A 25,279-nucleotide genomic window follows, 5' to 3' on the forward strand; every position below is an offset into this window, starting at 1 on the left:
CCAAATATTGGACAATATCGTCCTAATATATCGTCCTACAATAAATCGAAAAATCAGACGTTTTCACGACCCACCCCACCCGAAGGAGAAGCTCCATGGACTTCGATTTGCCACCTGAGATCAAGGAACTGCGGGACAAGACGCGGCAGTTCATTGCCGAACAGATCATCCCGCTCGAAAACGACGAACGCCAGTCGTCTCATGGCCCCAGCGAGGCGCTGCGCCGCGAGCTGGTCGCGCGCGCCCGTGCCGCCGGCCTGCTCACGCCCCACGCTTCGAAGGAAATGGGCGGCCTGGGTCTGAGCCATGTGGCCAAGGCCGCAGTGTTCGAGGAAGCGGGCTATTCGTGGCTTGGCCCCACGGCACTCAACATTCACGCACCCGACGAAGGCAACATCCACCTGATGGAAGAAGTGGCCACGCCGGCGCAGAAAGAGCGCTGGCTGCGCCCGCAGGTGGCTGGCCACACCCGCTCGTGTTTTGCCATGACAGAGCCCTCGCCAGGCGCGGGTGCCGACCCCTCCATGCTGGCCACCACGGCGGTGCGCGATGGCGATGACTACCTCATCAACGGGCTCAAGTGGTTCATCACCGGTGCCGAGGGTGCGGACTATGCCATCGTGATGGCGCGCATGGAAGACGGCGCGGCCACCATGTTCCTCACCGACATGGACCGCCCCGGCATCACCCTGGAGCGCAGCATGGACGCCATGGACAGCTGCTTTACGGGCGGGCATGGCGTGCTGCGCTTTGACAACCTGCGCATACCCGCCGCCGACGTGTTGGGCGAGATCGGCAAGGGTTTTCGCTACGCCCAGGTGCGCCTGGCGCCCGCGCGCCTGACGCACTGCATGCGCTGGCTGGGCCAGGCGCGCCGCGCCCACGATGCGGCGCTGGCCTACACGCGCCGCCGCCAGGCCTTCGGCAAATCGCTGGCCGAGCACGAGGGCGTGGGCTTCATGCTGGCCGACAACGACATGGACCTGCACACCGCGCGCCTGCACATCTGGCACACCGCATGGCTGCTGGACCAGGGTGAGAAATGCAATTTCGAATCGAGCCGTGCCAAGGTGGTGTGCTCAGAGGCCGAGTGGCGCGTGGTGGACCGCAGCGTGCAGATGCTGGGCGGATCGGGTGTCACGTCCGAGTCGCCGGTGATGCGCATCTTTACCGACATGCGCGCCTTTCGCATCTACGACGGCCCCAGCGAAGTGCACCGCTGGAGCATGGCGCGCAAGCTGGTCCACCAGGCCGAGAAGGCAGGGGCGCAGGCATGAGCGCGGCCATCGATCGTTTTCGCCTGGATGGCCGCGTGGTGCTGGTCACCGGCGCGTCCAGCGGGCTGGGCACGCACTTCGCACGCTTGCTCGCACAGGCTGGTGCGCGCGTGGCCGTGGCGGCACGCCGTGCGGACAAGCTGCAGGCCGTTGTCGACAGCATCACCCAGGACGGTGGACAGGCGCGGGCCCTGTCGATCGATGTCTCCGACGGGGCCAGCGTGCGCGCCTGCTTGGATGCGCTGGCCAGCTGGGGCGCCCCTGATGTCGTGGTGAACAACGCCGGCGTCACCGTCACGCGGCCGCTGCTGGAGCAGACCGAAGCGGACTTTGATCAGGTGCTGGACACCAACCTCAAGGGCTGCTGGCTGGTCGCCACCGAGGCCGCGCGGCGCATGGTGGCGGCCGGGCAGGGCGGCAGCATCGTCAACGTGGCGTCCATCCTGGGCGAGCGCGTGGCTGGTGGCGTGGCGCCCTACGCGATCTCCAAGGCCGGCGTGGTGCAGGCCACCAAGGCCATGGCGCTGGAACTGGCGCGCCACCGCATCCGCGTGAACGCGCTGCTGCCGGGCTATGTGGTGACCGACCTGAACCGCGAGTTCCTGACCAGCGACGCGGGCGACAAGCTGCGCAACCGCATCCCGAGCCGGCGCTTTGGCGAGTTGAACGACCTGGACGGTCCGCTGCTGCTATTGGCATCGGACGCTGGCGCCGCGATGTCGGGCGCCACGGTGGCCGTGGACGGCGCACACCTGGTGAGTTCGCTATGAGCGCCGGCGCCGCAACCCTGCCCCTGGGGCCGCTCGCCGACTACCTGTGCGACCAGGGTCTTGCGGGCAACGAAGCGATCCAGGCAGCCCCGCTGTCGGGGGGGCAGTCGAACCCCACCTTTCGTGTTATGGCCGGTGAACACGCCTACGTGGTGCGCAAGAAGCCGGCCGGTGTTCTGGCACCGTCGGCGCATGCCATTGACCGCGAATACCGCGTCATGCGGGCGTTACAGGAAACCGATGTGCCGGTGCCGCGCATGCGGGCCTACTGTGAGGACGCGTCCATCGTCGGCACACCGTTCTACGTGATGGATTTCCTGCCGGGCCGCGTGTTCATGGACCCGGCCCTGCCGGACAGCACCCCCGCAGAGCGCGGCGCACTCTACCGCGAGATGGGGCGCGTGATGGCCGCGCTGCACAGCGTGGACCATGTGGCCGTGGGCCTGGCGGACTACGGCCGCACGGGGCGCTATGTCGAACGCCAGATCGACCGCTGGTCGCGCCAATGCCGTGCGCTGACGGTGCCGCTGGACCCGGCCATGCACCGGCTGATGGACTGGCTGCCCGCACAGGTGCCCGCGGCGGACGAAACCACGCTGGTGCACGGCGACTACCGCATCGACAACCTGGTGTTCCACCCCACCGAGCCGCGCGTGATCGGCGTGCTCGACTGGGAGCTGTCCACATTGGGTGACCCGCTGGCCGACCTGGCCTACCACTGCATGGCCTGGAACGTGCCGCCCGCCCTGTGGCGCGGCATCGGCGGGCTGGACCTGCCCGCGCTGGGCATTCCTACCGAGGCGCAGTACCTGGCCGACTACCGTGCAGCCACGGGGCGCGATGCGCAGGGCCACTGGTCGTTCTACATGGCCTACAACCTGTTTCGCATGGCGGCCATCCTCTACGGCATTGCACAGCGCGCAGCCGATGGAAGTGCGGCGTCGGCCGATGCCGAGGAAACCGGGCGCAAGGCCGGCCCGCTGGCACTGCTGGGCTGGGAGTGGGCGCAGCGCCACACAGCGCGGTAGCGCAGGGGCCCGCAGCCCGCGCGCATTCAGCGTGCGCGGGCCTCGTCGGCACTGGGCAGCAGCCGGCGTTGCTGCAACTGGCCGAACCACTTGCGGAACATGTCCTCGGTGTCCATGCAGGCCGCAAAACCTGCCTGGCGGATCTTCACCGAGCTCATGATCACGGGCGGCAGGGGCCCGGTCTTGCCATGGTTCATCTGGAAGTCGGCGTAGGTGGCGCCCTGGCCGATGAAGGCCGCCAGCGCGCGCGGGGCGGCCAGCTGGTATTTGTTGACGATTCGCTCCCACGCTTTTTGCTGGCCCGGCAGGGTGGTGCCCAGGGATTGCGGCTCGGGCTCGCCCACGGGCATGCCCAGCACCTCGGCGATGGTGGGCCAGACGTTCTGCCAGACGAACACGTCGCCGTTCTCCAGGTTGAAGGTTTCGTTGCGTGCGTTGGGCGCGTCTGCAGCCCAGGCGCAGGCCTGGGCGATCAGGTCGGCGTCGATGGCCTGGTTCACGCGCGCGGGGCCGCCGGGGTAGGCCAGGGGCAAGCCCTGCTCGTGGCGCAGCCAGGCATAGACGCCGATGGCCGGGATCGGGTTCATGTGGCTGCCCAGGGCGTCGCCAAAGACGATGCGCGGGCGCATGATGGTGAAGTGCCACGCCGCCTTGGCCTGGCGTTCGCGCAGGAAGTCTTCCTGCAGCCAGTAGAAGTTTTCGTGTGCGTCGCGCGGCCAGCGCTCGCGCGCTGGCACCGCGATTTCGGGGTGAATGTGCACGCCGTAGGCCTTGCCGCCTTGCATGATGGTGACGTGGCGCAGCGCGCCGCCGGGGCGGTCCAGCGGCTCAACCACGTTGCGCAGCATTTGCAGGTTGGTGCGCATCTGGTCCTGGTCGCGCCAGCCGCCGACCAGCCCGCCGGGCTGCTCGTACACCGCGGCATAGACCACATGGGTGATGTCGTCGCGGCCAGCCAGTGCCGCCGCGCAGGCGTTGCTGTCCTGCAGATCCAGCTGCAGGGCCTCGGCCCCGGGCGGCGGGGTGATGGGGCGGCGGGCCACGCCGATGGCGCGCCAGCCGGGCAGGCTGGCGAAGTGGCGCAGGCAGGCCTGGCCCACCACACCGGTGGCGCCCACGATGAGGGCGGTCTTCTCGGGTGTCGTCATGGCGAAGGCGCCCTCACTTCTTGTTGACCATCGGGCACTTGGACTGCGCCAGCGGCAGGAAGGCCTTGTCGCCCGGCACCGTGGCCAAGAGCTTGTAGTAGTCCCAGGGGTACTTGGATTCGGCCTGCGACTTGACCTCGAACAGATACATGTCGTGCACCATGCGGCCGTCCTCGCGGATGCGGCCGTTCTTTGCGAAGAAGTCGTTGATCGGCGTGGCCTTCATCTTGGCCATGACCTGGGCCGTGTCGTCGGTCTTGGCGGCCTGCACGGCCTTGAGGTAGTGCATGGTGGACGAGTAGGCGCCTGCCTGGCTCATGTTGGGCATCTTCTTCATCTTCTCGAAGTAGCGCTTGGACCAGGCGCGCGTCTCGTCGTTCATGTCCCAGTAAAAGCCTTCGGTGAGCATCAAACCGCCCGCAGTGCGCAGGCCGATGGCGTGGATGTCGTTGATGTACATGAGCAGGCCGGCCAGGGTTTGCTTGTTTTTTCCCTGCGTCAGGCCGAACTCACGCGCAGCCTTGATGGTATTGACCGTGTCGCCACCCGCGTTGGCCAGACCGACGACCTGGGCCTTGCTGTTTTGTGCGCTGATCAGGAAGGAGGCGAAGTCCGTCGCGGCGATGGGGTGCTTGGCGGCTCCCAGCACCTTGCCGCCCTGGGCCGTGACCACGGCGCTGGCTTGCTCCTGCAGGCTGTGGCCGAAGGCGTAGTCGGCGGTGATGAAAAACCAGTCCTTGCCGCCGCGCTGGGTGATGGCGCTGGCCGTCACGTTGGCCAGGGCATAGGTGTCGTACACGTAGTGCACGGTGCTGGGCATGCACAGGTCGCCCGTGAGGCGGTCCAGCCCGGGGCCGTTGAAGACGACGACCTTTTGCTTTTGCTTGGCCACTTCCAGCACTGCCAGTGCGGGCGCGGAGACGGCCACGTCCATGATGGCGTCCACCTTGCCGGTGTCGAACCATTCGCGTGCCTTGCTGGAGGCGATGTCGGCCTTGTTCTGGTGGTCGGCCACGATGAGCTCGATCTTCTTGCCCAGCACCTGGCCGCCAAAGTCGTCGATGGCCATCTGGATGGCCGCCGCGCTGCCCGGGCCGGTGATGTCGGCGAATGGGCCGCTGAGGTCCGTGAGGATGCCCAGGCGCACGGTGTCGTCGGAAATCTTTGCGTCCTGCGCTGTGACCGCGGTGGTCGCGGCCAGCAGGGCCAGGCTGGTGCACAGCGCGCGGCATGCGCGTGGCAGGGGGCTGCGGGGGGTGTGGCGGTTCATGCTTGTCTCCTTGAGTGTGTGGCTAGCGGGAATCAAATGGTGGCGATGGGCGTGACGGGCGAGCCCACGGCGCCGGGCAGGCGCAGCGGCGGCGCGGTGAGGAAGAACCGCGTGCGCCCCAGCGCGTGCAGTGCCTCGGCGAGTTCGTCCAGATACCACAGCTCGCCCAGCGGCAGCCCGAGCTTGAACAGGCAGTGCTCGTGCAGCGGCACCACGGCATAGGGCGAACCGTCCTGCGGCACGCGGGTGGGCGGGTGGCGCTCCACGGCATAGTTGTCGGCCACCAGGGCCGCGATGCCGCTGTCAGTGATCCATTGCAGCAAGCGCTGGTCGCTGCCGTCCAGCGCCGCGCAGCTGTGGTGCAGGCGCTCGGCGTCGGGCTGCCCCTGCATGGACAGCACCACGCCGGCAAAGCCGGTGCGCAGCAGCAGCATGTCTCCCGGCTCCACCGTGGCGCCGCACTGCGCCATGGCGTGCATGAGCTGTTCGTAGCCGATGTCCTGGAAATCCGTGCCGTACACGCGGGCCAGGTCCACCAGCACGCCGCGGCCCTGCATGCCTTTCCTGGCCAGGTTTTCCACGCCCAGGGCACGCGCCACGCTGGCGTCGGCGGGCCGACCCGCGCAGCACACGGGGCGGTAGGGGCCGGGCGCGCCCTGCGCGTCGCGCTGCGGCAGGCCATGGTCAACGGGCCCCAGCACATGTTCGTGGCCCCGGTAGCCGTTGTAATAGGTGGTGCGCAGCTGGCCGTCGCCCTCGGAGTCGAACAGCGAACCCACATGGGCCAGCGAGTCCCACTGGGTGGAGTACTGCAGCGAGAGCAGCACCTGGTCATCGCTGATCACATCGGTGGCGCCCGCGTACACGTGGCCCAGCGGGAAGTTGAGGTAGGGCCGGTCGCCATTGCGCGTGGGCGAAAGGCGCGGCGGATGACGCCGCGCGTTGAGTGCATTGCCGCCTGGCAGGTCCAGCGGCAGCGAGAGGCAAAAACTGCGCCCCTCGCGCACCTCTTGCGCGCCCTTGCGCACCTGTTCGGGGCCAATCAGGTTGGCGCGCCCGAGTTGGTCGTCGGGCCCGAAGTCGCCCCAGTTCGAGCCTGGTGGGCGTTGTTTCCATCGCATGCTGTTGTCTCCCGCCGCTGTGGATCGCGGATGTGGAGACTATGGTGTTGGGCGCAGGCGGCCCATGTCAAACCCCGTGGTGAATATTTCGAGGAATGAAATCAAATATCGGGTAAACCCTTCCGTCTGACGCGGCGTTTCGCGCAAATCAGTGTGCGGATCAGGTGGCGTTGCCAGAGATGGTTTCGTTGAGCAAAACTACCGACCGGGGTGTTTCAGGCTGCTGCGGGCGTCTGCGCGAATACGGGTGCATCCACATTGCCGCCGGTGAGCGCCACGCTCGCTGGTGCTTTGCATGGGCAGGCCCCAGCGGTATTGCGGCGTGGGCGGGAAGTCGCGGCACACCACTGGCGCGGCGGCTTCGATGTTGGCCAGGGTGGGAAGGAAGAGATATGGTGCCAATTCCTGTTTTGATAGCTGCTAACGCTTACTGGGTAAGCGCTACAGGCTGTTTTGAAGGGCGGTGGTGCATGGCGGGGCCGCGAAAGGGAAGGAATCAGGACAGCGGCTGGTCCAGCACGCCGCGTGCGCCGGGGCGCTCGCGCAGGGCCTGGAACCAGCGCTCCAGGTGAGGCCGGGCGGTGCGCTCCTGGGGCAGGCCCCACCAGCGGTGGATTTCGCAGGCGACCGGAATGTCGGCCATGGTGAAGTGCTCGCCCGCCATGAAGGGCTGGCGCGCCAGATGGGCGTCGAGCAGCGCCAGTAGCGCTTCGGTGGCGGCCACCGAGTGGCGGATGAGCGCCTCGTTGCGCTGCGCGGCCGGTGTGCGGATCCACTGAATGAAGGCGTCGCGCCCGGCCGGGTTGAGTGCGGTCTGCTGCCAGTCCATCCACTGCTCGGCCACAAACCGGGCGGGCAGCGCGTCGGGATAGAGCTGGCCGGGTGCATAGCGGGCGCACAGGTAGCGCACGATGGTGTTCGACTCCCACAGCACCACGCCGCCTTCGTCCTCGATCAGGGGCACCAGGCCGTTGGGGTTGAGGTGCAGGTAATGCGCATCACGCACGATGCCGAACTGACCGCCCGCATCGGTGCGCTGCAAGGGCAGCGCCAGTTCCTGCGCCGTCCACACCACCTTGCGCACGTTGATGGACGAGAGCCGTCCCCACAGCCGCAGCATGCTCAGCCCCTGGCCTGGTGCGCGCGGATGGCCGCTGCCAGCGCGGCGATGGCGGTGCGGATCTCGTCGCTGGTGGCCGTGACATACGACAGGCGCAGGGTGCGGGTGTCGGGGTGGTCGGCATAAAAAGGCGCGCCGGGCACGAAGGCCACGTTGCGCTCCACCGCCTCGGGCAGCAGGGCCTGCGCATCCACTCCATCGGGCAGCCGCACCCACAGGAACATGCCGCCCGCCGGGCGTGTCCATTGCACGTCAAGGCCGGCCATCTCGTGCTCGAGTGCGGCCAGCATGGTGTCGCGCTGCTGCTTGTAGAGGGCGCGGATCGTGGGCACATGGCGGTCCAGAAAACCGTCCTTGATCACCTCGGCCACCACGCGCTGGTTGAAGCCGGGCGTGTGCAGGTCGGCCGCCTGCTTGGCCTGCAGCAGCTTGGGATAGATGGCCTGGGGCGCCACGATGTAACCGATGCGCAGGCCCGGGGCCAGCACCTTGGAGAACGAGCCCATGTAGATGCAGCCGTCGGGGTTGCGCGCCGTCAGGGGCGCGGGTGGGGCTTCGCCAAACCACAGGTCGCCATAGGGGTTGTCTTCGATCAGCGGAATGTTCAGCGCGGCCGCCTTGGCCACCAGCGCAGCGCGGCGCGCCTCGGTCATGGTGCGGCCCGTGGGGTTCTGGAAGTTGGGCAGCACATAGGCCAGGCGGGCCTTGTCGGCGCCGCTGCCGGCCTGGGCGGCAAAGTCGTCCACCAGAATGCCGTCGTCGTCGCTGGCCACGCTCACGGCCATCGGTTCCTGCGGCGCAAAGGCCTGCAGCGCGCCCAGGTAGGTGGGCGTTTCCACCAGCATGCGGCTGTTTTTGTCGAGAAACACCTTGCCGATCAGGTCCAGCGCCTGCTGCGAGCCGGTGGTGATCAGCACCTGGTCCGGGTCCACGGCCCAGGGCAGCATGTCGGCCACGGCCTGGCGCAGCGGGGCGTAGCCCTCGCTGGTGGCATATTGCAGGGCGGCGGCGCCGTCGCGCGCCATCACGGTGTTGCAGGCAGCGGTGAATTCTTCGAGGGGGAACGCCTTGGGCGAGGGCAGGCCACCGGCCAGGCTGATGATGCCGGGCTTGTCGGTCAGTTTGAGGATCTCGCGGATCGCGGAAGGGTTCATCTTGGCGGCGCGTGCGGCCAGGGTCCAGTTCGTCATGCAGTCATCTCCAGTGGGCGCCCGGCAGGGGCGCGCTTGTCATCCGATAAAAAGTGCCGCTGTGCGGCGGTGCAGGAGCCTGCGGGTGGGCGATGGGCTCGCACTTTAACCCGCCGGGTCCGCCCTGTGCGCAGCGCCATTCGCCATGTGGCCGTGGGTGTGTGGCGGGGTGTCATCATCATCCCGGACGGGGCGGTGCGCGCACCGGCATGCGGCGGCCCAGCAATACGGTGGCCATCACGGCCAGGCCAAAGCCCACGCTCGCCGCGTCCAGGCCCTCGCCCAGCAGGGGCACGGCAAACAGCATGCCCAGAAAGGGTTGCACCAGTTGCACCTGGCTCACGCGCACCGTGCCGCCCAGCGCCAGGCCCCGGTACCAGGCAAAGAAGCCCAGCCACATCGAAAACACCGACACATAGGCAAAGCCAGCCCAGGCCTGCGCGGGCAGGGGCACGGCGGGCCACGACAGCGCCGCCAGCGGCACCGTGACCGGCAGCGAGATCACCAGCGCCCAGCAGATCACGAACTCGGCCCGCATGTGCTGCGACAGCCGCGCGCCAAAGCCATAGCCCACGGCCGCGCACAGCATGGCGCCCAGCAGCAGTACATCGGCCGGGTGCAGCGCCAGCCCGGCACTGCCCGACCGCAGCACGGCAAAAGTCACCACCAGACCCGTGCCCAGCACCGCGCAGGCCCAGAAGGCTGGCGACGGGCGCTGGCGGTGCAGCAGCGCTCCCACGGCTGCGGTGGCCAGCGGCAGCACGCCCACGATCACGCTGGCGTGCACGGCGCTGACGTGGCGCATCGCCACCGACGTCAGCAGCGGAAAGCCAAACACCACACCGAGCGCTGTCAGCACCAGTGGCCGGGCGTCGGAGCGCTGCGGCAGCGGTGCCCGCAGGGCCAGCAGCAGCGCCCCCGACAGCAGCCCGGCCAGGGCCGCGCGCCCCATGGCGATGAACAGGCCCGACATCAGCGGGGCATCGGGCGTGCCCACGGCCAGGCGGGTCATGGGCAGGGTCAGGGCAAAAATGGTGACGCCGAGCAGGCCCAGGGCCAGTCCGCGGGCCTCATGGGGGTGGGCAGGGTAGTGGCTGGGCGCGGTCATGTGCGCACCATCCATGCGGCCGTGACGACCAGCACGCAGCCCATGGCACGGTTGAACCACAGCAGGCGCCGGCCGTGCGCCAGCCAGTGGCGCAGCAGCGCGCCCACGGCGGCATACACAAAATTGCTGGACAGCGCAAACAACGCCATCACCGGCAGCACCACGGCCAGGCGCTGCAGGCTGTCTTCGCGCCCGATGATCCAGCCCGCCACGATGGTCAGCGACAGCAGCCAGGCCTTGATGTTCACGAACTGCAGCGCCGCCCCTTGCCAGAAACCCACGTCCATGCGGGCGGCGTCGGCCTCGCCGAGCTGGCCGCTCTGGCTGAGCTTCCAGGCCAGCCACACCAGATAGGCAATGCCCACGGCCTTGATGCCCCAGCGCAGCGCGGGCAGCGCCAGCACCGCAGCCCCCAGGCCGCCCGCGCACAGCAGCAGCAGCGCGCTCCAGCCCACGGGCACGGCGCAGACAAAACGCATCGCGTGGCGCAACCCGCGGTTGGCCGCCAGCGCGGTGGACAGCGTGGTGTTGGGGCCGGGGCTGAAGCTCATGGCGGTGGCCAGTGCCAGCAGGGCAGTGAATTCAACAGGTGGCATGGCGCTGAAAAGAAAAAGGTAGGCTGTTACTGTAGAGGTAATTGCAATACAGTGCCGGTACAGTTAATCTGACAATCACGCCATCTGTAGTGGTGATTGTTTCAGCACAGTCGGCATTTCTGCACAAGGCCCTTCCCATGCTTACCCGTTCCAGCAGCCACACACTGACCGAACAGTTGGCCGAGCGTTTTGCCGAGCGCATCCGCTCGCGGCTGCTGCCTGCGGGCACTCGCCTGCCGTCGGTGCGCGAATGCGCGCGCCAGCAGGGCGTGAGCCCCTACACCGTGGTCGCGGCCTACGACCAGTTGCAGGCCCAGGGCTTGGTGGAGGCGCGCAGTCAACGTGGTTTCTTTGTACGCGATTTTGTGCAAAATGGGGCGCAAGCGCAGGAGGGGCAAGCGCAATCAGCTATACAAAATATAGCAAATGTAGCCCTCAGGACGGCCACGGGCACCGCGCCTTTGCCATCGGGGTCGCGCATCAACGCCACGGCGCTGATCCGGGGCATGTTCCACCAGGCATCCACCCATCCGCAGCCGGGCGCCGGCGTGTTTCCGTCGGATTGGCTGGAGGCGGGGTTCATGGCGGCAGCGGTGCGCAAGGTGACCGGCAGCCGCGCGCTGCAAGACGGCTCGCTGCAGTATGGCGACCCCATGGGCGACCCCGGCCTGCGCCAGGTGCTGGCGCGCAAGCTGGCGGGCCTGGACATTCCCGCGCGGGCCGGGCAGATCATGACCACGGTCGGCGCCACCCATGCGCTCGACATCGTCAGCCGCACCCTGCTGCGGCCCGGCGACCCGGTCATGGTGGAGGAGCCCGGCTGGTCGGTGGAGTTTGCGCGCCTTGATGCCCTGGGCATGCGCATCCTGCCCGTGCCGCGCCACGCCGATGGCCCCGATCTGGCTGTGATGGCGCGCTATTGCGAGGCCCACGCCCCCAAGCTGTTCGTGAGCGTGAGCGTGTTCCACAACCCCACGGGCTATTGCCTGTCGCCCGGCAGTGCGCACCAGGTGCTGCAGCTGGCACAGCAGCACAACTTTCATGTGGTGGAAGACGACACCTACAGCCACATCGCGCCCGAGCACGCCACGCGGCTGTCGGTGCTCGACGGCCTGCGGCGCACCATTTACGTGAGCGGTTTCGCCAAGATCCTGGCGCCCAACTGGCGTGTGGGCTACCTGGCGGCGCCGCCCGATCTGGTGGAGCGCCTGCTCGACACCAAGCTGCTGTCCACCCTGACCACACCGTCCATCCTGGAAAAGGCGCTGGCCCTGTGCATCGATCAGGGCCAGCTGCGCCGCCATGCCGCGCGCATGCGCCTGCGCCTGGCCCAGGCACGCGCACGCAGCGTGCAGCTGGCGCTGGACGCCGGCTGCAGCTTTGCGGCCGAGCCGGCGGGGCTGTTTGGCTGGGTGGAGACGGGTGTGGACACTGACGTGCTGGCCCAGCGCATGCTGGACGAGGGCTACCTGCTGGCGCCCGGGGCGTTGTTCCACGCCAGCCGGCAACCCTGCACGCTGATGCGCATCAACTTCACCACCACGCAGGACGCGGCCTTCTGGCGCGTGTTCCAGCGGGTGGTGGCGCAGAGCCGGTAGCCACGGTGCGCTGCACTGCAACGGGCCGCGCAGGTTCAGGCGGCGGCGGGGCGTTCCACTTCCAGATCGGCCAGCACCCGCAATAGCGCGCGGTTGACTTCCTCCAGATCCATTTCATGGGTTTCGCACAGCTTGCGGATCACGCTGGCGTCGTCCGATTCCAGTGCGCGGGCCATCTGCAGGCCCGAGGCATAGGGGCCGGTGCCCAGCACGTCGGCGTCATAGATGCGCTCGGACAGCGGGATGCGGCGCAGGATGGTGCCCAGGGATTCGCCCATGACATCGTCCAGCTGCGACAGCAGCCCGCACAGGTAGATTTCGCGGCGCAGGTCGTTTTCCACACCGGCATCCAGCAGATGCGTCATGAGCTGCGCCCGCATCACCATGGCCTCGCGCACGGGCCGCAGGTTCAGGTTGGTGCTGGCGTGGGGCAGCTGATCGGACAGCCAGCGCTTGATGGAGCCATAGCCCATCATCACCAGCCCCCGGCGCAACGAATCGATGCCCGTGCGCAGGCCCAGCGCCGCCGAGTTGGTGTAGACCATGAAGCGGTAGGCCAAGAGCGGGTCTTCGCCCAGGATTTCTTCGAAGGTTTCCAGCGACTGCTCGGCGTCAATCGCCTTCATCAGCTTCACGATGACTGCGTGCGAGGGCTGTGGCGACTGGTGCCGCTGGCCGTAAAGCACATCTTCCACCGGCCAGCCGGCCAAGGCTAGGGCGTTTTGCTGATCGAGGCAATGCTCCATGAGCGCGCGGCTGGCGATGTTTTCATACATCTGGCCGGCCAGCACTGGGCTTTTGCTGCGGGTTGCGGGGGCCGGGTCACCGGGGCGGGCGGGGGTGGTTTGCAGTGCGGCCACGGCGTCTTCGGGGCGCAGCGTCAGCAGGCTGTTGTCAAAGCAGCGCGCCACCTCGGGCTCGGGCAGGCGGGCCATGTCGCCACGCCACACCAGCTTGAGGCCGCGCTGGTGCGCCGCCTTGACGCGGCTGAAGATGGCGGTGTCCGACAGCCAGTCGCCCCGCACCTCGATCCACGGGGCGCCGCGCGGCGCTTCATCCAGCAGCGTGCACAGAAGCTGGCGCGTTTGCGCAGACAGCAGCAACGGCGGCGAGCTGGCAGACCACAGCTCTTGCACCGTGCGCAGCAGGTGGGCGGCATCCACCACCGCGGCGGCCTCGTTCTGGGCGTAAAGCCGGATGCCCGCGAGTTTGCGGGCCCGGTTCCACAAAGGGCGGTAGCCAAGAATCAGGCTGCCGAGGACGGATTGGACCATGGGCGGTGAAGCGATAAGACAGCGGGGCCGGATCCTGGCGACGGGGTGGACCCCCATCGCGCGAGCAGGTCGTCCTTAACTGATGAAGTTGAACAGGGACAGCTTCTGAACCTGGGCATAGGACTTGAGGGCAGCCTCATATCCCACCTGCTGGTTCTGGAAGTCCGAAATGCCCTGGATCATATCGAGATCCTCGGCGCGCGAGCGGTCGTCTTCGAGCTGGATGGAGCGCTTTTCCTGGTCGCCCGTGATGCGGTCTGCACGGTTGAGCAACTCGCCTGCGTAACCGCGCATGTTGTGCATGCGCTCCAGCCCCGTGTCGAGGTTGGCCAGCGCCTGGCCCACGGCTTGACTGGCGGCGCTGCTGTTGGGCGCGCTGCGGAGGTCGTTGATCGCGCTGTCGAGGACGCTGAACACGCTGGCGCTGGGTTGCAGGGTGATGGTATCGCCCAATACGGGAGTGCCAGTGAGGCTGAATGACATCACCGTATCTGTGCCTTCGCTGATGGTGATGGGTAAGGGTTGGCCAGTCTTGACGGGTGCACTGGTCGCGGTCGATGTGGTTTCCGTGCCGTCCTTGGCAGTCTTGGTCAGGGTGTAGCTGAGGGAGGTCGTGCCCGCAGCTAGGTCCACGTTGGTGGCGGTCACCGCCAACGCATACGTCGCTCCATCCAGCGCCTCGCGGTTGGAGGTTGTGATGGCGCTCGTTACCAGGGAGCTGCCGGTGCCGCGGGTGACGCTGGCGTTGTACACCCCGTCGCGCTGCGGCTGAAACATGAAGGCCGAATCGCCGTCCAGCGTGTTCGGAATGGCCACCCCCGTGCTGCTGTACTGCCCTTCCAGGCCGTTGAAGTCGTAGTCTGGCGACGTGCTCTGCGGCCCAAGGAATGGGGACAGTGCGCTGCCCAGGGCGCCCAGCAGCGGAACGCCATTGGTGTCCTTGCGGTTGGCCACCTCCGACAGTTGTTCGCGCAGGCTCTGCAACTGGTTGGCAATGGTGGCCCGGTCGTTGGCCGTCAGGGTGCCGTTGCCCGCGTTCACGATGAGTTCGCGTGCGTTCTGTACCAGGCCCACGGCGTCGCCCATGGCGGATTCGGCCTGCGCAATGGCGTTGCGCTGTGTTTCCAGAGCGCGCTGCTCGGTCTGGATGCGGCTGATGCGCGTCAGCGCGCGCTCGGCCTGCGCGGCTGCCACCGGGTCGTCGCTGGCGCGCACCACGCGCTTGCCCGAGGTCAGGTTCTCCTGCAGGTTGGACAGGGAGGTCTGGCGCTGGCCAATGTTGCGCAGGGCGTTGTCGTACTGGTTGGCGGTGCTCACCCGGTATAGAGAGTTGCTCATGACGGACTCCGTTCAGACCTTCAGCGGCCCAGCCCCTGGATCAGGGTGTCAAAGATATTTTGTGCGATCTGGATCAACTTGGCCGAGGCCTGGTAGGCCTGCTGGTACTGGATCAGCCGTGCCGCTTCCTCGTCCAGGTTGACGCCCGAGACGGCCGTGCGGTCGCGCTCCAGATTGGCCGCGATGGAGGAGGACAGCTCGGCCGCAAACTGCGCGCTTTGCGTGCGCGTGCCCACCTGCGCCATGGCGCTGGCAAAGCCATCGGACAGCGTGGCGCCGTCGAACATGGGCACGTCGCGCAGGGCCATGAGTGCGCTGGCGTTGCCGGTGTCGCGTTGGTACCAGTCGCCGTATTGGGGATCGGTGGCGTTGCCTACTGTGACGGTGTCGTTGTCCTTGGGCGAACCGCTGAGCGTGATTTCCCAGCCGTCGATGGAAATTTTTTCGCCGGAAACATAGTTGCCGGAAACAATGGTTGGGGGCGCACCGGGAAGCGATGCTGAATATGTGGCAGGCGATCCTGCTTGGAAGGTAATCGTTACAGGACTTCCCGTTGCAGGTTGCGTGATCGGGCCGGTTGCCTTCAGCGAAACCAACTGAAGCGAACCCATATTCGCTGGTCCCATGGCCGCATTGACCGGATTGGCCGCCGCCAAATTCACTGGCGAGTACTGCACCGCCTTCAGTTCCGCTGCAGCACCCTGCAGTGGGTTGATCATGAACTGGTCGCCAGCGACTGGAGCGTTGGGTGGGGCTGTCGGGACGACGCTTAACCCCTGCGCCGAGAAAACAGCCGCCATCGTCGTGGCCGGAGCCGAGTTGTCGAAGCTGAACACCTTGCCATCCGAGTGCCGCGTGACCGACCCCGCGCCTGCCGTGGTAAAGCTGATGGTGTAGCTGGATGCCTGCAGCAGCGTCGGATTCGAAACCGCCAGCATCATGGAAGCCAACGAGCTATTGCCGCTGCCCGCAGTGGCATTGCCCAGGCTGATCGGCGCAAACAGGTTTTGGCCGGGCTGGCCGTCCAGCGTCAGCCCCAGCTTGTTCTGCGTGTTCATCGACTCGCTGATGGCAATGGCCATGCGCCCCAGCAGATTGCGCCCCTCGGCCAGGTCGTTGTTCTGAAAGCGCAGCAAGCCTGCCACCTGGCCGCCGCCGAGCATGCTTTCGTTGAGTTCCACCTTGGTGCTGGAGCCCGGCTGCTGGAAGTTCAGCACCTTCTTGCCGCTGCCCGCGCCAAAGTCGGCCGGGTCGTCGATCGACAGCGTGGCTGCCTTGCTGCCCAGCACCAGCGGCTGGCTGCCGGCCACGAACACGCTCACGGTGCCGTCATCGGCGGCCACTTGCGAGGTCTGGATGTGCTGGTTGAGCTCGCGGATGAGCTGGTCGCGCTGGTCTAGCAGGTCGTTGGCGGGCTGGCCGTTGCCCTGGGCGCGGGCAATTTGCTCGTTCACGCCGGCAATGTTCTTGGCCAGGCTGTTGACCGTGAGCATGCTGCCTTTGAGCTGCTCGGCCACGGTGTAGCCGATTTCGTCCAGGCGCTGCGAGGCATCGCGCATGCGCGCCGCCGTTTCGTCCATGCGCGTCAGGGCCACGCTGCGCGCGGTGAGGTCGGTGGGGGCGCTCACCACATCGGAGAGCGCGTTCATCATGTCGTTGATCGAGGCGCCGATGCCGCTGGTGCCGCCGGTAAAGACCTCCTGCAGCTGGCGCAGTCGGTCCATGCGCACCGTGTCGCCCGCATCCACCGCCGATGCCGCCGTGGCCTGGCGCGTGAGCAGCTCGCTGTGGTTGCGCTGGATGGTCTGCACATCCACGCCCTTGCCGATGTAGCCGCCCCCGGTGAACTGGCCCTGCACGGTCTGAAGCACCACGCTCTGGCGCGAATAGCCGGGCGTGTTGACGTTGGCAATGTTGTGGCCGGCGGTCTGCAGGGCCACCTGGTTGGCCTGCAGGGCGCGGGCGCCGACGTTGAGCAGACTCATGGCTTACCTCGGTTCTTCTCGTCCATCACGCCTGGGCACGTTGCACGCGCAGCGCACTGTTGATGGCGCCGCTGAGCTTCTTGGCGTATTCGGGGTCAGTGGCGTAACCGGCCTTCTGCAGTTCTGCCGCATAGGCCACGGCCGAGCCGGTCCGGGCGGTGGCCTGGGCTTTTTCGTAGCGCGGGCTGTCGGTGATCAGGCGGGCGTAGTCGCGAAACGAGTCTTCGTACGAGTCGTAGGCGCGGAACCTGGCGGTCACCTTCTGGGCCTTGCCGTTGATGTATTCGGTGGTGGTGATCTCGGCCACCTTGCCGGTCCAGCCCTTGCCGGCCTTGATGCCGAACAGGTTGAACGAGTTGGAGCCGTCCTTGTGTTTGATCTCGCTCTTGCCCCAGCCGGTTTCGTGCCCCGCCTGGCCCAGCATGAAGCTGGCCGGAATGCCGCTGTCTTGCGCCACGCGCTCGGCGGTGGCGCTGAGCGACTGCACGAAGCCGTCGCGCCCCTTGGGCACCGGGCCCGTGGCCACGGGGGCTGCGCCGCGCGAGGTCACGCCGGGCAGGCTGAGAGTGGACGGCACGGAGATGCTGGTGTCGGCACCGCCCATCTGGCGCGAAAGCTGGCGCGCAATGGCTTCCGACAGCCCGCCGGGCACGCCCGACATGTTGACCGACAGCTGCTGGTCCAGCAGGTCGGTGCCCAGGTTGCCCTGGGCGCCGTCCATCAGGCCGGATTTCATGGTGGCTTCGCGCATGCTCTTGATCAGCTCGCGCATGAACAGCGATTCAAACTGTTTGGCGGCTTCCTTGGCGGCCTGGGGGCTGTTTTGCCCGGCCTCGTATTTCAGGGCGTTGAGCGAGCGTGCATCGGCCGCCAGCGCATTGGTGGTGCTGGAGGTCGCGGAAGAGGGCAGGGTCAAAGCCATGGTGACTCCTGGTGCGTGGCCGACAGGGCGCTGGTGGGGCAGGGCATGGTCAGATCACTTCCAGCTCGGCGTTCAGGGCACCGGCCGCCTTGATGGCCTGCAAAATGGCCAGCAGATCCTGGGGCGTCACGCCTAGGCTGTTCAGTGCGCGCACCACGTCACTCAGCAGGGGCGATGCCGGCATGTTGACCACCTTGCCGCCGTCGTACTGGATGGCGATGTCGCTCTTGACCGCCGACACGGTCTGGCCGCGCGACAGCGGATTGGGCTGGCTGATGACTGGTGTCTCATTGATGATCACCGACAGGTTGCCGTGGGCGATGGCGCATGGGCCCAGTGTCACGGCCTGGTTCAGGACGATGGAGCCCGTGCGCGCGTTGATGACCACCTTGGCGGCGCGGGGTGTTTCGGGCAGGGGCAGCTCCTCCAGATCCGCAATGAAGTTCACGCGCGCATGCGCATCCGGTGGTGCCTGTACGCGCACGGTGCGTGCGTCAAGCGCTTCGGCCGTGCCCGGGCCACGTCGCGCGTTGATCGCCTGCGCTACCGTGCGTGCCGTCTGGAAGTCCGAGGCGTTGAGCCCCAGCGTGATGGTGTCGCCTTCGTGCAGCGGCGTGGGTACCGAGCGCTCCACCAGCGCCCCGCCAGGGATGCGGCCGGCACTGAGGTGGTTGACCTGCACGCTGCTGCGGTCGCCCGCCGTGTTGGCGCGACCTCCGGTGGCACCGGCGCCAGCCACCACCAGATTGCCCTGGGCCATCGCATAGATCTCTCCATCTGCGCCACGTAGCGGCGTGGCGATGAGGGTGCCGCCCTTGATGGATTTGGCCGAACCGATGGAGGAAACCGTCACGTCGATCACCTGGCCAGGCTGCGCGAACGGCGGCAGCTGGGCAGTGACCACCACAGTGGCCACGTTGTCGAGTTTGAGGGCCGCCGCGCCGGGCGGCAGGCTGATGCCCATCTGCTGCAGGTAGTTCTGCATGGCCTGCCCGGTGATGGGCATGCCCGATTTGTCGCCTGTGCCGTCCAGGCCGACCACCAGTCCGTAGCCCGACAGCTGGTTGTTGCGCACCCCTTGCACGGCGGCGACTTCCTTGATGCGCAGCGCCTGCGCGGGCAGGGCCAGGGTCAGCATTGCGAGTGCGGCCAGGTAGGCAATGCGGCGGGACAAAGGCAGGAAGTTCATGGCTCCATTGTGGAGACCTGTGCCGCCAGCTAAAGCGTGAAAAGAGGCGGCTTCCGGCGCTTGTTGGGGTCACAAAGTGGGCTGCGTTTCAAGCTAAATTGGACTCAAGCGCTTATCCATCAAGCGCGAGCAGCTATCGTTTTTGATTTCTCGGGCGTTGCACCTGTGGTGCTGGCAGCGGGTTGCGGATGCAGTAGTAGTAGCCGTTGCGCACGCTGGCGATGTAGTTGGGGCGCACTTTGCCGGCATCGTCGGCGGGGTCGTACAGGCCGGTCTGCACGTGGTAGGGGGTGTGGGGCCGCAGGGTCACGCCGCCGCCGTAGAAGCCCGCGGCCTCGGCGGCTTCCATTTCGTCGACGGTGGGCAGTGCCGCCTGCTGCGACTGGCAATAGCGCTGCGCCATGTCGCGCGATACCAGCTGGTCTGCATGCCCCGGCGCAGACAGCAGCCACTGTGCAGCGCCCAAAGGGTTCTGGTGGGCGGAAAAGCGCGTGCCGCTGAAGTAGTCCACCACGGCGCGCGCCAGCGCTTCGCCCAGCTCCTGCGCCGGGGCGGTGACGGTGAAGCTTTGTGACGCACCCGTGCCCAGCCGCACCAGCGTCACGGTGGCCTGTACCAGCGTCTCTTGCAGGCGCGTGTAGCTGATGTAGGCGGCCAGTGCCACGTTGCGCGCCTTGTTCTGCAGGGCTTGCTTGGCCGCAGCATCCAGCACGGCTGCACGTTGCAACTCGTCAGGCGTGATGCCCGAAAACTCAAAACGCAGCCGGGGCCGGGTGCCGTTGATGCGGCGGCTTTGCTTGTCCACTTCGCCAATGAACTGCGCATTCACCGAGCGGCCGAGCTGGCCGAGTGCCATGCGCTCGTGGTGGGCCTGCAGCTGGTCCACCGCCTGCAGCGCTTCCAGCGTTTTGGCCGGGTCGGCTTTGGCGGCGTGCAGGTCGGCAAAGATTTTCCGGTCCTGCCCATAGTCGCCCAGGTCGGCAGCGCGGATCACGGGAATGTTGGGCCAGACGGTAAAGGTCTGCTCAGGAGGGTCGCGCAGGTCCTGCGCGGTGGCCAAGCCGCCGCACAGCACCAGCGCCAAGGCGGAGAGGCGGAGAAACCGAGCGACCAGGGGGTTCATTTAGAACGGCGTGATGGAGTTGAAGGCGCGTGTCAGCCAGCCGATGGCCTGGGCCTCCGCCTGCTCGCCCTGGCCGCGGGAGACTACGCGCACGTTGGCAACGTATTTCGAGTCGATGGCGCTGCCTGCATGCTGTGCTTCGCGGCTGAGATGGCGAGGATCGACGATGCCCGAGAACCGCAGCACATCCACGCTGCGGTTCACGCCCACCTGCTTTTCACCCGTGATGACGAGGTGACCATTGGGCAGCACTTCGGTGACTATGGTGGTTATCTTGCTGTCGAATTCATTTTCGCTGGTCGTTTTGCCGCCGCCTTTGAAATCGTTGTTGTAACCAGCTTCCATGGCCGAGCGCCCGGCGATCTTTGCTGCTGTGGAAGCACCGAGCAGAGGGAGCGCTGTGATACCGCCGCCAACGCTGCCGTCGCGGTCAACGTTCGACCGGCTGTTTTGGCTAGCCTTGATTTTCTCGAAAACCCTGATGGTGACCATGTCGCCCACAAAACGCGCCCGCTGGTCTTCGAGCGGGGGACGGTAGCTGGCGGTATGGAACAGGCTGCCCGTGGCAGGCCCAGCGCTGCGAGACGGTGCGGGGGCCAGGAGCGGTGGCGCGGTGGACAAAACGTCCACGGGGGGCGGTGGGTTCAAGCTGGCGCAGCCCGCGGCGAGCATGGCGAGAGCGGCGCAGCCCATCAGGCGCAGGAGGGTGTTCATGGCGGTGCTCCTCACATTTGCGCCAGTTTGGCCAGCATCTGGTCCGAGGTCTGGATGGCTTTGGAGTTCATCTCGTAGGCGCGCTGGGTCTGGATCATGTTCACCAGTTCTTCCACCACGTTGACGTTGGAGTTTTCCAGAAACTTGTGCCGGATTTCCCCGAGCGCGTTGGTCAGCGGATTGCCCACTTCCGGCGCTCCAGAGGCCACGGTTTCGCGGAACAGGTTGTTGCCCATCGGCTCCATGCCGGCCGGGTTGGCGAAGTTGGCCAGTTGCAGCTGCGGGCCGTTGGTGGTGACGCCGGCCCGTGTGATCGAGACCTGGCCACTGCGGCTGATGTCCACCGTGTCGCCCGTCTGCACCGTGATTTGCGGCACCAGCTCATGTCCTTCGGGCGTCACCACGACGCCTGTGGAGCTCAGCGTGAAGTTGCCTGCCCGTGTATAGGCGGTTGTGCCATCGGGCAACTGGACCTGGAAGAAGCCCTGGCCATTGATGGCCATGTCCAGCGCATTGCCGGTGCTCTGCAAGCCACCTTGCAGGAAATTGCGCGACACAGAACCCACATTCACGCCCAGCCCCAGGTGCAAGCCTGTGGGCAGTTCGGCGTTTTCGTTGGCTTGCGATCCCACCTGGCGCTGGTTTTGGTACATCAGGTCTTCGAACACGGCGAAATTGCGCTTGAAACCGGTGGTCGAGACGTTGGCCAGGTTGTGCGAGATGACGTCCAGCTGGGTTTGCTGGGCGGTCATGCCGGTCTTGGCGATCCACAGTGAATTCATCATGGTGGTTTTCCTTTGGTTTCTGGTGCGGCGCTTAGCCGTTGAGGCTCAGCAGCTGGCTGGCGCTCTTGTCGTTGGTTTCGGCGGTCTGCAGCAGCTTCATCTGCTGTTCGAACTGGCGTGCTGCGGCGATCATGCCGACCATGCTTTCGACGGCGTTCACGTTGGAGCCTTCCAGCGCGCCGGGTTGCATGCGGGCGTTGGGGTCGGCGGGCAGGGCGTCGCCGGCTGCGGCACGGAACATGCCGTCATCGCCGCGCCGCACCGGGTTGTCGGCCGTGGCCGTGGCCAGCTTGAGGCGGCCCACCGGCGTCGGGGGCTCATTGCCCGTCCTGGCGGTGACCGTGCCATCTGTGCCCAGCGAAATGGTGGCGTTGGGCGGAATGTCGATGGGCGCGCCGCCGTCCGACAGCACGGGCAGACCGGCCGGTGTGACCAGTTGGCCGGTGTTGGAGACTTCGAAACGGCCCGCGCGGGTGTAGGCCTCGGTGCCATCGAGCCCTTGTACGGCAAACCAGGCATTGCCCACGGCCATGGCGTCTAGGTTGCGTCCCGTGGTCTGGGCCGGCCCGGTCTTGTCCGAGTGGCCGGCGGTGGCTTCGAGCGCGAACACGCGCGTCGTCGAGCCTTCGCCCTGGACGGGCACCGAACGGAAGGTGGACAGCTCTGCGCGAAAGCCCTGCGTGGACGCATTGGCCAGGTTGTTGGCCAGCACCGCCTGCCGGTGCGCGGCGGCGTTGGCGCCCGTCATGGAGGTGTAGATGATGCGGTCCATTGCAGTGCTCCGGGTTCAGTGGTACTGCGTGGGTCAGCGCAGGTTCACCAGGGTGGACATCACCTGGTCTTGCGTCTTGATCGTCTGGGCGTTGGCCTGGTAGGCGCGCTGGGCGGTCATCATGTTGACCAGCTCGGCCGTCAGGTCGACGTTGGAGTCTTCGAGCGCACCCGAACGCAGCGCGCCAAAGTTGCCGTCACCCGGCTTGCCCAGCACGGCCGCGCCGGAGTCAAACGATTCCACCCAGTTGTTTCCGCCCACGGCCAGCAGGCCCTGCGGGTTGCGGAAGTTGGCCAGCGCCACCTGCGCCTCGGCACGGGTCACGCCATTGGAGTAGGCGGCCATGACCATGCCGTTGTTGGCGATGCCGATGCTCGTGAGGTCGCCCGAGGCATAGCCGTCTTGCGAGAGGTCGGCCACGGCGAATTCGCTGCCGAGCTGGGTGACGGTCGAGAGATCAATGGTCACATCCCACGGCGCGGGTGGATTGTTGGGGTTGACCGCGGACGGATCGACGTTCACCGTCAGGGGTGAGGGTGTGGAACTGACGTACTTGCCATTGCCGTCAAAGGTGATGGTGCCCCGGGGGGCAGCAGTGGTGTCGAGCGTGTCATACACATTCCACTGGTTGGCGTCGGCCTTTTGAAAATAGATGCTGACTGGCACAGGCACGCCTTGTGTGTCATACACGTTGATGGAGGTGCCGTAGGTGGAACGATCCGCAGGGGCGACGGCGGCAACGGCTGGCGGGCCTACTTTTGCAGGGTTGCCAGTAGCGCGTGCGTCCAGGTTGAGCACCGCAGTGATGCCGGCGGTGGCTTTAGCCTCGATGGGTGCGCCCGTCGGGAAACTTAGCGGTTGCGCCTCGGAGGTGCTGAGCCCCGTAGCAGGATCGATCTTGAAGCCCATCACCTGCGCACCACCGGTGGTAACCAGATCACCCGTCTTGTCTATTTTGAAGTTGCCGGCGCGCGTGTAGGCGGCCGAGCCATCGGGCTGCTGCACCTTGAAAAAGCCGTTGCCGTTGATCGCCACATCGAGGTTGTTGCCCGACACGGTGACATTGCCCTGTGAGAACTGCTGGGCCACGGTGGCCGCTTCCACGCCAATGCCGTAGTCGCCGCCGCCGCCGGAGCCCATGGAGGATGCCACCAGGTCTGCGAATTCAGTGCGCGAGGATTTGAAACCGGTGGTGCTGGCGTTGGCAATGTTGTGGCCAATGACGTCCAGGTTTTTGCTGGCAGCGTTCAGTCCCGAGAGGGCGTGTTGGAAAGCCATGGTGTGTGCTCCTGATGAATCTTGAAATTACAGAATGGCTTTGATGCCTGCCTGGGTGGTCGTGCCGCCGCGCGACAGCTGCAGTTGCAGGCTGCCGCTGTCCATGCTCACGGCAGTGACCTTGTCGATCATCAGCGCTGTGGATGCCACGTTGGTCTCGCCATTGGCGGCCAGCACCTTGAAGCGCGGTGCACTGTCGTCCTGGTAGGCGGATGCGTCCCAGGCAAAGTTGAAGCGGCCCGCGGGCAGTGCGCCCATGTCGACCGTGCCCACCTCTTTGCCGGCGGCGTCGAGCACCTGGATCTTCACGCTGGCGGCTGATCCGGCGAGGTCGAAGGCGCCGGTGGCCTGGCCGCTCTCGCTGTCCACGGACAGGGTGTCGCCTTCGGCCAGCACCTGGCGACCCACCATGGCGCTGCCCTGCAGCATCTGCTGGGCCGAAAACTGGTTGACCAGTCCGGCGACGGTGTCGTTGAGCTGCTGGATGCCGGTCACCGTGTTGATCTGCGCAATTTGCGAAGTCATCTGCGCGTTGTCCATCGGGTTCATGGGGTCCTGGTTGTTGAGCTGGGCCACCAGAAGTTTCAGAAACCGATCCTGGGCGGCTGCGGGGTCGGTTGCGGCGTCGCTTTTGGTCGTGATGGAGTCCAAGGCCGAAGAGCCCGACGTGGCGGAGGTGGTGCTGGTGATCATGGTGGCTTGTCTTGAAAATTACTGGCCCATCTGCAGGGTCTTGAGCAGCAGCGACTTGGCCGTGTTCATCACCTCGACGTTGTTCTGGTAAGAGCGCGAGGCGGAAATCATGTTCACCATTTCCTCCACGGCGTTGACGTTGGAATGGGTCACGTAACCCTGCGCATCGGCGGACGGGTGGCCCGGGTCGTGGATGCGCCGCCCCGGCGTGGTGGTTTCGTTGATGGCGCTCACGCGCACCCCGGCAGAGCTGTCTGCACCCATGGGCGTGGTCTGGAAAACCACCTGGCGCGCCTTGTAGGCCTGGCCGTCCGGCCCCGCCACGGCATCCACGTTGGCCAGGTTGCTGGCCACGACGTTGAGGCGCTGCGACTGCGCGCTGATGGCGCTGCCCGACACATTGAAGATGGAGAACATGGACATGGTGGTTTCCCTTTTGCTGCGCGGCCGGGCTTATTGCCCCTGGATGGCGCTGAGCATGGTCTTGGACTGCCCGTTGATGAAGCGCAGCGTGGCCTCGTAACGCACGGCGTTGTCCACGAAGTTGGCGCGCTCGCGGTCGAGGTCCACAGTGTTGTTGTCCAGGCTGGGCTGGGTTTGCAGCGCGTACCCCAGCGTGCTTTGCGAGCCGATGCCGGTGGTTGATGCGGGCAGCGGAATGTGGCGTGGGTCGGTGGCGCCCGCAGCGCCGGCGCCACCACTGGCCAGCCGGGCTGCGCCCGTGCCGGTGGAAGAACCGGTGGCCTCGCGCATGGCCTGGGCAAAGTTGACGTCGCGGGCCACGTACCCGGGTGTGTCGGCGTTGGCAATGTTGCTGGCGATGGCGCGCTGGCGCTCGGCACGCAGCAACAGTGCGTTGCCGTGAAAGTCCAGCCGGTCGGTCATCTTGTCAAGCATGTGTGCCTCACACTCAGGGTTGCAGTGGCGCCGGGTCCTGAAGAGGGTTTTCGGCGTGGATTGATTATGGAAATCGCCGGCTT

Annotated in this window: 24 protein-coding genes; 4 read left to right on the forward strand and 20 right to left on the reverse strand. The window is 66.5% G+C overall.

What is annotated here, in order from left to right; all coding sequences use genetic code 11:
- Nucleotides 1-95: 95 nt before the first annotated feature.
- From J8G26_RS10770 to J8G26_RS10780, 3 genes are read left to right on the forward strand one after another with little or no spacing between them, the layout of a single operon-like run.
- Complete coding sequence (locus J8G26_RS10770; RefSeq protein WP_210568914.1) at nucleotides 96-1,277, forward strand: acyl-CoA dehydrogenase family protein; 1,182 nt, start codon at nucleotides 96-98, stop codon at nucleotides 1,275-1,277.
- Nucleotides 1,274-2,047 (forward strand): glucose 1-dehydrogenase, encoded by a 774-nt coding sequence (locus J8G26_RS10775; protein ID WP_210568915.1) that lies wholly within the window; start codon nucleotides 1,274-1,276, stop codon nucleotides 2,045-2,047. Before J8G26_RS10770 ends, J8G26_RS10775 begins: the two co-directional genes overlap by 4 nt.
- The gene (locus tag J8G26_RS10780) at nucleotides 2,044-3,075 is read left to right on the forward strand and encodes a phosphotransferase (RefSeq protein WP_210568916.1); all 1,032 of its coding nucleotides are present in this window, start codon (nucleotides 2,044-2,046) and stop codon (nucleotides 3,073-3,075) included. Before J8G26_RS10775 ends, J8G26_RS10780 begins: the two co-directional genes overlap by 4 nt.
- A 26-nt stretch (nucleotides 3,076-3,101) precedes the next feature.
- Here J8G26_RS10780 and J8G26_RS10785 read toward each other — a convergent pair whose 3' ends face one another.
- The 7 genes from J8G26_RS10785 to J8G26_RS10815 all read right to left on the reverse strand — a co-directional run bounded on the left by J8G26_RS10785 (nucleotide 3,102) and on the right by J8G26_RS10815 (nucleotide 10,628).
- Nucleotides 3,102-4,223 carry an SDR family oxidoreductase gene (locus tag J8G26_RS10785; protein WP_210568917.1) on the reverse strand — a complete coding sequence of 374 codons (1,122 nt, stop codon included), beginning with the start codon at nucleotides 4,221-4,223 and terminating at the stop codon, nucleotides 3,102-3,104.
- Nucleotides 4,224-4,236: 13 nt separating this feature from the next.
- Entirely contained in the window at nucleotides 4,237-5,493 is a 1,257-nt protein-coding gene (locus tag J8G26_RS10790; protein ID WP_210568918.1) for an ABC transporter substrate-binding protein, read from the reverse strand.
- 32 nt (nucleotides 5,494-5,525) lie between these two features.
- Complete coding sequence (locus J8G26_RS10795; protein ID WP_087743573.1) at nucleotides 5,526-6,614, reverse strand: cyclase family protein; 1,089 nt, start codon at nucleotides 6,612-6,614, stop codon at nucleotides 5,526-5,528.
- A gap of 496 nt (nucleotides 6,615-7,110) precedes the next feature.
- Nucleotides 7,111-7,734 carry a glutathione S-transferase gene (locus J8G26_RS10800; protein WP_087743575.1) on the reverse strand — a complete coding sequence of 208 codons (624 nt, stop codon included), beginning with the start codon at nucleotides 7,732-7,734 and terminating at the stop codon, nucleotides 7,111-7,113.
- A 2-nt stretch (nucleotides 7,735-7,736) separates the two neighbouring features.
- Nucleotides 7,737-8,924, reverse strand: coding sequence for a PLP-dependent aminotransferase family protein (locus tag J8G26_RS10805; protein WP_210568919.1), 1,188 nt, complete (start codon nucleotides 8,922-8,924; stop codon nucleotides 7,737-7,739).
- A 178-nt stretch (nucleotides 8,925-9,102) separates the two neighbouring features.
- A complete protein-coding gene (locus tag J8G26_RS10810; RefSeq protein ID WP_210568920.1) occupies nucleotides 9,103-10,032 on the reverse strand; it encodes a DMT family transporter in 930 nt (309 codons plus the stop codon).
- Nucleotides 10,029-10,628, reverse strand: a complete 600-nt coding sequence (locus J8G26_RS10815) for a LysE family translocator (RefSeq protein ID WP_210568921.1) — start codon at nucleotides 10,626-10,628, stop codon at nucleotides 10,029-10,031. The genes J8G26_RS10810 and J8G26_RS10815 overlap by 4 nt, the downstream gene beginning before the upstream one ends.
- A 137-nt stretch (nucleotides 10,629-10,765) precedes the next feature.
- Here J8G26_RS10815 and J8G26_RS10820 point away from each other — a divergent pair, with 137 nt between their 5' ends.
- The gene (locus J8G26_RS10820) at nucleotides 10,766-12,226 is read left to right on the forward strand and encodes a PLP-dependent aminotransferase family protein (protein WP_210568922.1); all 1,461 of its coding nucleotides are present in this window, start codon (nucleotides 10,766-10,768) and stop codon (nucleotides 12,224-12,226) included.
- Between the two features lie 35 nt (nucleotides 12,227-12,261).
- Here the strand turns inward: J8G26_RS10820 and J8G26_RS10825 are convergent, their stop codons facing one another.
- The 13 genes from J8G26_RS10825 to flgB all read right to left on the reverse strand — a co-directional run bounded on the left by J8G26_RS10825 (nucleotide 12,262) and on the right by flgB (nucleotide 25,196).
- Complete coding sequence (locus J8G26_RS10825; protein ID WP_087743585.1) at nucleotides 12,262-13,500, reverse strand: HDOD domain-containing protein; 1,239 nt, start codon at nucleotides 13,498-13,500, stop codon at nucleotides 12,262-12,264.
- 75 nt (nucleotides 13,501-13,575) lie between these two features.
- Entirely contained in the window at nucleotides 13,576-14,838 is a 1,263-nt protein-coding gene (gene flgL, locus J8G26_RS10830) for a flagellar hook-associated protein FlgL (protein WP_210568923.1), read from the reverse strand.
- Between the two features lie 20 nt (nucleotides 14,839-14,858).
- Entirely contained in the window at nucleotides 14,859-16,823 is a 1,965-nt protein-coding gene (gene flgK, locus J8G26_RS10835) for a flagellar hook-associated protein FlgK (RefSeq protein WP_210568924.1), read from the reverse strand.
- A gap of 25 nt (nucleotides 16,824-16,848) precedes the next feature.
- On the reverse strand, nucleotides 16,849-17,745 hold the full coding sequence (flgJ, locus tag J8G26_RS10840; protein ID WP_210568925.1) for a flagellar assembly peptidoglycan hydrolase FlgJ: 897 nt from the start codon (nucleotides 17,743-17,745) through the stop codon (nucleotides 16,849-16,851).
- A gap of 49 nt (nucleotides 17,746-17,794) precedes the next feature.
- Nucleotides 17,795-18,934, reverse strand: a complete 1,140-nt coding sequence (locus J8G26_RS10845; protein ID WP_210568926.1) for a flagellar basal body P-ring protein FlgI — start codon at nucleotides 18,932-18,934, stop codon at nucleotides 17,795-17,797.
- Between the two features lie 133 nt (nucleotides 18,935-19,067).
- Complete coding sequence (locus J8G26_RS10850) at nucleotides 19,068-20,057, reverse strand: hypothetical protein (RefSeq protein WP_210568927.1); 990 nt, start codon at nucleotides 20,055-20,057, stop codon at nucleotides 19,068-19,070.
- Complete coding sequence (locus J8G26_RS10855) at nucleotides 20,058-20,771, reverse strand: flagellar basal body L-ring protein FlgH (RefSeq protein WP_210568928.1); 714 nt, start codon at nucleotides 20,769-20,771, stop codon at nucleotides 20,058-20,060.
- 11 nt (nucleotides 20,772-20,782) lie between these two features.
- A complete protein-coding gene (flgG, locus tag J8G26_RS10860) occupies nucleotides 20,783-21,556 on the reverse strand; it encodes a flagellar basal-body rod protein FlgG (RefSeq protein ID WP_210568929.1) in 774 nt (257 codons plus the stop codon).
- 31 nt (nucleotides 21,557-21,587) lie between these two features.
- On the reverse strand, nucleotides 21,588-22,328 hold the full coding sequence (gene flgF / locus J8G26_RS10865; protein WP_210568930.1) for a flagellar basal-body rod protein FlgF: 741 nt from the start codon (nucleotides 22,326-22,328) through the stop codon (nucleotides 21,588-21,590).
- A 33-nt stretch (nucleotides 22,329-22,361) separates the two neighbouring features.
- Nucleotides 22,362-23,606 carry a flagellar hook protein FlgE gene (gene flgE, locus J8G26_RS10870; RefSeq protein WP_210568931.1) on the reverse strand — a complete coding sequence of 415 codons (1,245 nt, stop codon included), beginning with the start codon at nucleotides 23,604-23,606 and terminating at the stop codon, nucleotides 22,362-22,364.
- Nucleotides 23,607-23,633: 27 nt separating this feature from the next.
- Nucleotides 23,634-24,299 (reverse strand): flagellar hook capping FlgD N-terminal domain-containing protein, encoded by a 666-nt coding sequence (locus tag J8G26_RS10875; protein WP_210568932.1) that lies wholly within the window; start codon nucleotides 24,297-24,299, stop codon nucleotides 23,634-23,636.
- 18 nt (nucleotides 24,300-24,317) lie between these two features.
- On the reverse strand, nucleotides 24,318-24,722 hold the full coding sequence (gene flgC, locus J8G26_RS10880; protein ID WP_087743602.1) for a flagellar basal body rod protein FlgC: 405 nt from the start codon (nucleotides 24,720-24,722) through the stop codon (nucleotides 24,318-24,320).
- A 30-nt stretch (nucleotides 24,723-24,752) separates the two neighbouring features.
- Nucleotides 24,753-25,196: a flagellar basal body rod protein FlgB gene (gene flgB, locus J8G26_RS10885; protein ID WP_087743604.1), complete on the reverse strand. Its 444-nt coding sequence runs from the start codon at nucleotides 25,194-25,196 to the stop codon at nucleotides 24,753-24,755.
- Between the last annotated feature and the right edge of the window lie 83 nt (nucleotides 25,197-25,279).

The sequence above is a fragment of the Acidovorax sp. JG5 genome, assembly GCF_017939685.1.
GTDB lineage: Bacteria > Pseudomonadota > Gammaproteobacteria > Burkholderiales > Burkholderiaceae_C > Acidovorax.